We start from the raw sequence: 8,627 nt of genomic DNA, 5'->3' as shown, positions 1-8,627 counted from the left end.
ACGCTTCGCTTCTTCAGATTCGATTTCGTCCCCTCCACTACGCTTGCACGAATCACCGTATCTTTCGAATTGGGGTGCAGCAGTTAAGTGGCGTTTCGGTTACGAATCGATCTTCCGATCACTGTTGTCTCCAGATTTTTTTGATTCCCTTTTTAAAGGGAAAATCCGGAGACAAAGGCGCACGCTTCGCTTCTTCAGATTCGATTTCGTCCCCTCCACTACGTTTGCACGAATCACCGTATCTTTCGAATTGGGGTGGGGTAATTTAGGTCGCTTCCCTCTGAATTCCTTTAGGCTTGTCATGGTTGTCTTTTCTTACTCATAGGATGAGTTAAGGAACCGGACGGAAGGAATGATATTACTATGTTTAGAGATGTGATATTGCCCCTACTCTATGGGCTTATTATCTTTTTTGGTGGCATGAAGCTGATGGAAACGGCCTTGAAGCGCATGGCTGGGCCCATGTTGGCGGGTTGGCTCAATCGCGCCACCTCTGCTCCATGGAAAGGCATGGCCTTCAGTGCAGGCGCAACAGCCCTGTTACAGAGCAGTACTGCGGTCACCGTACTCACCATTGGACTGGCTAATGCCAGATTAATTACCTATGGACGCACACTTGGCATCATCCTCGGCACCAACATCGGGACATGCCTGACGACGGAGCTGGTGGGACTGCAGATCGGACGTGCTTCCCTGCCGCTACTCGTCCTGTCGCTAACGGGCTGGGCCATGTTTGTTGTTCTTGGTGAACGCAATCTGGCCGCTCCTGAACGCACGCGTCAGACTCTGTTTAACATCCAGTACAGCTTCCTCGCAGCTGCCGGATTTGCACTTGTTATGACAGGCATTCAGGTGATGCAATCCATTGCCTTACCCTTGCGGAGCATGGGCGTATTTCAATGGTTTCTCGACCGCTCGGCCGACAGCTTGTGGTGGGGCTTCCTGGCAGGTGCCTGTCTGACAGCGCTCATTCACAGCAGCGCAGCTGTCATTAGCATGGCGATTACGCTGGCAGCCACAGGGGTATTGCCTGTGGAGATCGGCATCGCCATTGTGATCGGGTCCAATGTGGGGACCTGCATCACCGCTGTGATTGCTGCCGCGGGTGGAGCATCCGCAGGCAAATTTGTCGCAGCCTCCCATGTTGTATTAAACATTGCGGGAGCGCTGCTGTTTATGCCGCTGATCGGCCAGCTGCATGCAGCTTCGGCTTGGCTGTCAGCGGACAACGGGGCACAGATTGCGCATGCCCAGACCCTTTTTAACATCACCAGTTCACTGCTTGCTTTACCGTTCTGTTACTTGCCAATCTGGCACAAAAAACCACCGGTCCACGCCCCCGCGGCGAAGTCACCCGTGGCTTGATGATCTGCCTATCCAGACCCCACAGAGCGCGCGGCTAACTGACTCGAACCAGAACTATAATGCGTTATACGTTAACGCCTAACTTGTTCAGGGCTACACGCAAGATATCATCGTTATTATCATATCCGCTCTGCTGCTGTAAGGACCATGCTTCTTCCGGAGCATACCAATCCACACCCTTGATTTCTTCAATCTGAGGCTGTAAATCACCACTCTCGGCTTCAACGAGATAATAATGAACTTCCTTGTCCACCGGGCCAAAGTCTGCATGTTGGTACGTGTAAGCAATGATATCAACCGGTTCTACAATGCGGCCCACCATACCTGTCTCCTCCAAAATCTCGCGCAGTGCCGTCTGTTCAATTGTTTCTCCATCTTCCATTTTGCCCTTGGCGAGAGTTGTTTTACCATAACGATCTACGATAAGCTGAATTTGAAGACGTCCGTCTTCCCCTGTTCTATAAACAACTCCGCCTGCTGAAATTTCTTTTTTGTTCATCGTGCTCTCCCCCATCAACTTCGATATCTTTATCTTATTTTTTTGCAAAAGAAGGACCTCATCTCCCCGGGTAAGCTCCCCAAGGAAATGAAATCCTTGTTTCTGACGCCTCGATCACATCGCGGCGGACTTAAGATTCTCTTCCAACACACGTACCAGCGTAGCCTGACTCTCGTTGACGCCGGCTTTAACCACTTTGACTCGGCACACTTTACCGACCATATCCATCGTTCCGTCAAAGACCAGTTGAATGTAGTTGTCGCTATAACCGTGCAGCTTGCCACTTCCCTCGCGGCCTTTGGCTTCCCCTTCGGGAATAACATCCAGTACCTGTCCAACAAACTGCTCAGCGTACTCCAGCTGCATCTGTTCAGACAAGTCAATCAGTTCATGCACACGTGCATTTTTGACTTCTTCGTCCACCTGATCTTCCATTCGTGCTGCGGGCGTGCCCGTACGCTTGGAATAAGGGAATACGTGCATTTCGGAAAAACCGATCTTCCGCATCAACTCATAGCCATTACGGTACATCTCATCCGTCTCACCTGGAAATCCAACAATGATGTCTGTTGTAATCGCTACATCCGGCATTGCTTCCCGAATGCGAAGCATCTTGTTGTAAAACTCTTCTGTCGTATATTTACGGCGCATGCGTTTCAACACCGTATCATCACCCGCTTGCAGCGGAATATGGAAGTGACGAACAAGTTTGTCCGAACGTTTGATCACGTCGAGCATGCGGTCATCGATCTGGCTGGCTTCAATCGAGCTGATTCGAATACGCTCCAAACCCTCTACCTTATCCAAATCCCACAGCAGATCGGTCAGATCATAGTTCTCCATGTCATCCCCATATCCACCTGTATGAATACCCGTGAGAACAATCTCTTTGTATCCGGCGTGTACGAGTTGATGCGCCTGTTGAATAATGCTGTTCGCCTCACGACTGCGTGAGAGACCACGAGACCACGGAATGATGCAGAACGTGCAAAAGTTATTGCAACCATCCTGAATCTTCAGGAACGCGCGGGTACGGTCAGCAAAATCCGGTACGTCCATTTCTTCAAATACACGGGTTTTCATAATATTACGTACTGCGTTAACCGGTTGACGGGACTCCTGAATTTCATTAACATATGGCAGAATCTTGTCACGGTCCTGTGTACCGATAACCAGATCCACCCCTGGGATGTCCAGAATCTCTGCCGGAGAAGTCTGCGCATAGCAGCCTGTAACGGCCACAATCGCCTCCGGGTTGCGCCGAATGGCACGACGAATAATTTGACGGCTCTTTTTGTCGCCGGTATTGGTTACTGTACAAGTATTAATCAAGTATACATCCGCTGTCTGTTCATCAAAGTCCACTTGATCGTAACCTTCGTTTTTGAACAATTGCCAAATCGCCTCTGTATCATAGAAATTAACTTTGCAGCCTAAGGTGTAAAACGCCACGGATGGCATAATTACATTCCTCCCATTTCTCCGGATTCATATAGCACGCAAGTTAGTGCTGCCATTCCAGCTGTCTCAGCACGCAAAATGCGTTTGCCCAGTCCAACAGATACAGCACCTGCCTGATCAGCCTCTGCCGTCTCCTTCTCAGAAAATCCACCTTCCGGTCCAACCACGATCAATACTTCTGCACTTGCATCAGGTGCAAGTTGCTCTATAAACGGTTTCAGTGCATCTCTCAGCTGTTTACCGTTTTCTTTCTCATAACAATAACATACCAGGCTATAGCCCTCAAAAGAAGATAATAGCCCTTTCCAGGAAAGCGGCTGTTCGACGGATGGAATACGATTCCGGTGACTCTGTTCGGCAGCTTCCTTGGCAATTTTCCGCCACCGCTCCAACCGTTTGCCTTCTTTCTTGGCATCATATTGCACAATCGTACGTTCTGATAGGAAGGGTACAAATGATACCGCCCCAATCTCAGTACATCTCTGGATGACTGTTTCCATCTTGTCGCCCTTGGGCAAACTCTGTGCCACGGTTACACGAATCCGTGCTTCATGGTCCATCTCGAGAGGTTCCACAATATTGGCTGTCACTTGGCCCACTTCAATACTCTCAATTTCCACGAGTGCTTCTCTGGAGTTTCCGTCACTGACAATCAGTTTATCTCCAGGTTTACCACGCATGACCTTGCCAATATGGCGTGCATCATCACCTGTGATAATCACAGCGTGTTCAATAAACTGTTCTGCAGATACAAAATATCGCTGCATTAGTCAATCCACCCATTCTGTCCTGTTATGACTGGAATTCACCCCGCCTGATGGCAGGCGTGAATCCAATCGCCACAGATGATCATACAACTTTTACGTGTTTCTGACCAGTATTCCGGTCCATAAACAATGCGCTTTTAGCGATATAATTCGATGATCACCTTTGCCAGATCCACATACATCGTTTGCGCAAACTCATACAAAGGTTGAATCGTCACATTTTGCAACGGAGGTATAACAAGGATCAATAGGAAGATAAAAATAGACCATTGCTCCACCCCTTGCAGCTTGCGGCTGATTGAAGGTGGCAGTAGATCCTCTAGAATCCGATAACCATCCAGTGGTGGCAACGGAATCAAGTTAAACAGGAACAGGAAAAAGTTGGTTAAGTTAAAGATAGCGAAAAACGTCGTGATTGCTGTGAGCAGACGCTCATTATCAATCCCACCGAGTGCTCCCGAACCAACCAGTGAAGCATAGATGATTGTACCGATGATCGCGAGCAACAGATTGCTCAGAGGCCCTGCTGCAGATACGATGATGCCCATCAATCTAGGTTTGTCGAAGTTAGCCCGATTAACGGGAACTGGACGTGCCCAACCAAAGCCGGCAATAATGAGCAGCAGCACACCTAACAAGTCAAAGTGTACAACCGGATTCAGCGTGACCCGACCCAACAGCTTCGCTGTTGGATCACCAAATTTGTTGGCAAAATATGCATGCGAGAATTCATGCACTGTAAATGCGATCAGAATGGTCAGCAGGAAAAACGGAAGCTGATCGATCGGATAACGAAAGAACGAATTCCAAAAGTCCATACGTTACCCCTTTCTGGCTACAAACGCCAGCCAATCCTCATCACGGTGGATCGCACTCACTTCAAATCCGGAGGCTACCAGTGCATCATGCACAACCTGCTCTTTGTTCTTCCAAATGCCGGATACAATATAGGTGCCACCAGACTCAAGCGCATTATAGACATCGTCTACGAACAACAAAATGATCTCAGCCAGAATGTTCGCCACGACAACCTTAACCGGCAGTTGTACACCAAGTGCAGGGTCCTGACTCCCAAGGACGGACAACAGATCACTCTCTTTAACCGTAATTTGTTGCTCCAGCCCATTCAGTTCCACATTCTCCCTGGCACTAATTACGGCAACTGGATCAAGATCGAGCGCCAGTACATGTTTTGCCCCAAGTTTTATCGCTCCAATAGCCAAAATACCAGAGCCTGTACCTACGTCAATAACTTCCTCGCCGCCCTGAATAACCGTTTCCAGTGTGCGCAAGCAGAGGGAGGTCGTTGGATGTGTTCCTGTACCAAAGGCCATGCCTGGATCAAGCTCAATAATTTTCTCATCTGGACTTTCAGGCGTATACTCTTCCCACGTTGGCTTGATCGTCAGACGTTCCGATACACGTACCGGCTTGAAATATTGTTTCCAGGCTGTTGCCCAGTCATCTTCATCCACTGTACGCGTCTCATAACGAACCTCGCCTGTATCAATTCCGAATTCGGAGAGTTCCTCAACTCTCGGATTAACTTCTAACTGTAATGCAACCATATCCGTACCTTCGGAGAAGTACCCTTTGATGACTGCAAAACCTTCCGGAATATCATTCAAAGGAACGTCGTATAACTCACCATATGTCGTGTCCCGTTTTTTATTTAAAGTACCGGACTCTTCAATCGAAACCCCTCCAGCACCCGCTTCATGTAAAAAATTAGAAATCATCTCCACAGCTTCTTCTGTGGTATGTATTGTTAGTTCATGCCATAACATACTTGGTTTTTCCTCCTCATTTTTCAAACATCCCAACTATTGTACTACACATGCTAGCCGGAGCACAAAGCCGCACCAGTAAAAGAAAAACAAAACAGGATATCCGCAGCCTGACTGCTCGAATATCCTGTCATCTATTCATACATATCTGTTTCATATACTTCAGCATATTGCATAATTTGAATCTCAGTTAGCAAAAACGCCCACCATTCTGCGTGATCATCTCTGCGGCTTGCGGGAGCGAATCATTGGATACGGACACGGTCAGCAAAATTTCTTGTTTTAGCCTGTTGGCCGAGTCCTCTTTGGGTGTATCATACACCTGACCATTGGACAACATTTCCGTTTCATCACTAATCAAGGCAAGTACATTCAGTTCGCCACTAAATCCTCCGACGACGGCCGTAGGAGAATTATCGGAGCCCGTAACATCGTTTGAGTCCAATGCAGACGCTTCATTGCCAAGGCTCTCAATGCTTAATTGGTTCGGGTGCAAAAATTCCAGGGCTCTGCGTGCAGACTCGGCCTCAGTCCAGCTTGTAAAAACAGCTTCGAGGGTCACTGCCGAGCGATCTTCAGTCATGAAGCTCCCGTCCCTGTCGTCGATCAGCCGCTTCACTGCGGCGTAGTGCTTCTATATCTTCATGATCCGCAGCTTCAGCGCTGAATTCCACGTCCTCATTTTTCGCGGATTGCATACGTTTCATCTTTTCCGTTTTCGTTAAAATCTTACCTGGACGTTCATGTTCTGCCATTGTAATGCTCCTCCTTCAAATTAAAATGAACTAATATTTGTTACACTGTAAGCTCCGATTGTAGCCCCATCCTCCGATCGCTGTTATCCCCAGATTCCTTCAACTCCCTCCTTAAAGGGAGAAATCCGGGGATAGCGTATGCTTCCGAAGCAGCTTTCTTGCGAAAGCTTTTAGGCGAACGCTTCGCTTCTTCAGATTGGTTCTACACTCTCCGTTAAAGTGTAATTATCTGTCCATCTTATATGGATTTCTTGAAACTAGATCATTCCACCGGCTTGTTCGATTATGGACATGGCGCGGTGATGTACCGATTCATCTACGATGACAGTTAGCAATACATCTCTTCCTGTAGGTCCACCCTGTCCACCATCACTCATGCCGCTTGCAGAAGGGTCCGCCGCAGCCATAATTCCAGCACTGGCATTTGTTTGCATCGAATCGGGCACCCATGATGAAAAACTGCCGGAAACGCCCGGCTTGTAGGAAGCCCCGCTTGGTCCTACACCCGCATATCGGCTGAATCGATTAATTGACAGGTCCTCCACTCGCAATGCCTCCAGTTTTTTGGCCGCCCCTTGAGCCTGCTCCGGGCTGTGAAAGTACGCCAAAATATTTTTCTCGGTCATCCGCTTCACCTGCTTCCCTAATTTCTCGCATATCAGCTATGCATATCATTCTCGCCATGCTATCTTTCCGCAAGTTCGCTCAGAATATACCGAAATGCTCCCACAAATTGCTGTCGTTCTTTGTAGCATAAATCCATGGATTTCACAAAAACCACTGAACCACTAAAAAAGGCGTACAAAAAAGGACACCCCGCGTTAAAAACCGCTGTGGTGTCCTTTTGAACTTACTTTATTTTATTCTCAGTCACCGCGGAAGGCGCGTTTCACTCTATCAAAGAAAGATTGTTCATGCTCATGTGTTTGCTCTCCATCCAGCGAAGCAATTTGGCGAAGCAGATCCTTCTGCTCGTCATTCAGCTTACTAGGTGTAACCACAACCACTTTCACATGCTGATCCCCCTGCCCCATACCGCGCAGGCGTGGTACACCTTTGCCTTTGAGGCGGAAATACGTTCCCGTTTGTGTACCAGCTGGTACTTTCAACTTCACTTTCTCGGTCAACGTTGGGATCTCAACTTCATCTCCCAGAGCTGCCTGAGCAAAGGTAAGTGGGATTTCGCAATAAATATCGTCGCCTTCACGCTCGAAGAAATCATGTGATTTCACGCGAATGACAATATACAGATCTCCCGCTGGTCCGCCACGCAGGCCGCCTTCGCCCTCACCTGTCATACGCAGTTGCGCGCCATCATCTACACCCGCTGGAATGCGGACATGGATTTTGCGTTGCTTGCGGACTTTACCGCTACCACTGCACGTTGTACATTTTTCTTTGATAATTTGGCCCGAACCGCTACAGTTCGAACATGCACGACGATTAACCATACGACCAAACGGTGTATTTTGCACGACTTCCTGCTGACCGCTACCTTGGCAGACCGAGCAGGTTTCCGGTTTCGTTCCAGGTTTGGCACCTGAGCCATGACAGGTATCACAGCCTTCGGTACGCGGAATCGTAATATCGGTTTCTTTACCGAATACAGCTTCCTTGAACTCAATTGTCATCGTGTACTGCAGATCATTCCCGCGTTGCGGAGCATTTGGATCACGTCGTCCACCGCCACCGCCGCCAAAGAACATGTCGAAGATGTCGCCAAATCCGCCGCCGCCAAAATCACCGCCACCACCGAATCCACCTTGATTCGGATCGACATGACCATATTGATCATATTGTGCACGCTTCTGACCGTCACTCACTACGTCGTAAGCTTCTTTAACTTCTTTAAATTTAGCTTCCGCATCAGCAGCCTTGTTTACGTCAGGGTGATACTGACGGGCAAGCTTACGGTAAGCCTTTTTAATTTCATCGTCGTTAGCCGTTTTACTAACGCCAAGCACCTCATAATAATCACGCTTTTCAGCCACTC

The 8,627-nt window shown here is 48.4% G+C and carries 10 protein-coding genes; 1 reads left to right on the top strand and 9 read right to left on the bottom strand.

Annotated elements, in window-relative coordinates; all coding sequences use genetic code 11:
- Positions 1 to 363: 363 nt before the first annotated feature.
- Complete coding sequence (locus tag C161_RS05265; protein WP_036668573.1) at positions 364 to 1,365, top strand: Na/Pi cotransporter family protein; 1,002 nt, start codon at positions 364 to 366, stop codon at positions 1,363 to 1,365.
- 64 nt (positions 1,366 to 1,429) lie between these two features.
- Here C161_RS05265 and C161_RS05260 read toward each other — a convergent pair whose 3' ends face one another.
- The 9 genes from C161_RS05260 to dnaJ all read right to left on the bottom strand — a co-directional run bounded on the left by C161_RS05260 (position 1,430) and on the right by dnaJ (position 8,625).
- Positions 1,430 to 1,864: an NUDIX hydrolase gene (locus C161_RS05260; protein WP_036668572.1), complete on the bottom strand. Its 435-nt coding sequence runs from the start codon at positions 1,862 to 1,864 to the stop codon at positions 1,430 to 1,432.
- A 114-nt stretch (positions 1,865 to 1,978) separates the two neighbouring features.
- A complete protein-coding gene (gene mtaB / locus C161_RS05255; protein ID WP_036615072.1) occupies positions 1,979 to 3,325 on the bottom strand; it encodes a tRNA (N(6)-L-threonylcarbamoyladenosine(37)-C(2))-methylthiotransferase MtaB in 1,347 nt (448 codons plus the stop codon).
- A 2-nt stretch (positions 3,326 to 3,327) separates the two neighbouring features.
- Positions 3,328 to 4,092 (bottom strand): 16S rRNA (uracil(1498)-N(3))-methyltransferase, encoded by a 765-nt coding sequence (locus C161_RS05250; RefSeq protein WP_036668571.1) that lies wholly within the window; start codon positions 4,090 to 4,092, stop codon positions 3,328 to 3,330.
- A 137-nt stretch (positions 4,093 to 4,229) separates the two neighbouring features.
- Complete coding sequence (locus tag C161_RS05245; RefSeq protein WP_036668570.1) at positions 4,230 to 4,910, bottom strand: site-2 protease family protein; 681 nt, start codon at positions 4,908 to 4,910, stop codon at positions 4,230 to 4,232.
- Between the two features lie 3 nt (positions 4,911 to 4,913).
- Positions 4,914 to 5,879, bottom strand: a complete 966-nt coding sequence (prmA, locus tag C161_RS05240; RefSeq protein ID WP_036668569.1) for a 50S ribosomal protein L11 methyltransferase — start codon at positions 5,877 to 5,879, stop codon at positions 4,914 to 4,916.
- Between the two features lie 190 nt (positions 5,880 to 6,069).
- A complete protein-coding gene (locus tag C161_RS05235) occupies positions 6,070 to 6,462 on the bottom strand; it encodes a hypothetical protein (protein WP_036668568.1) in 393 nt (130 codons plus the stop codon).
- The gene (locus C161_RS05230; RefSeq protein WP_017687220.1) at positions 6,455 to 6,634 is read right to left on the bottom strand and encodes a YfhD family protein; all 180 of its coding nucleotides are present in this window, start codon (positions 6,632 to 6,634) and stop codon (positions 6,455 to 6,457) included. Before C161_RS05230 ends, C161_RS05235 begins: the two co-directional genes overlap by 8 nt.
- Before the next feature lie 257 nt (positions 6,635 to 6,891).
- Positions 6,892 to 7,260 carry a hypothetical protein gene (locus tag C161_RS05225; protein WP_017687219.1) on the bottom strand — a complete coding sequence of 123 codons (369 nt, stop codon included), beginning with the start codon at positions 7,258 to 7,260 and terminating at the stop codon, positions 6,892 to 6,894.
- A gap of 240 nt (positions 7,261 to 7,500) precedes the next feature.
- Positions 7,501 to 8,625 carry a molecular chaperone DnaJ gene (dnaJ, locus tag C161_RS05220; RefSeq protein WP_036615086.1) on the bottom strand — a complete coding sequence of 375 codons (1,125 nt, stop codon included), beginning with the start codon at positions 8,623 to 8,625 and terminating at the stop codon, positions 7,501 to 7,503.
- Positions 8,626 to 8,627: the final 2 nt, after the last annotated feature.

The sequence above is a fragment of the Paenibacillus sp. FSL R5-192 genome, from assembly GCF_000517845.1.
In the GTDB taxonomy this organism is placed as follows: domain Bacteria; phylum Bacillota; class Bacilli; order Paenibacillales; family Paenibacillaceae; genus Paenibacillus; species Paenibacillus amylolyticus.
The sequence above is the reverse complement of the archived record's forward strand: the minus strand, read 5'-3'. Positions and strand labels throughout refer to the sequence as shown.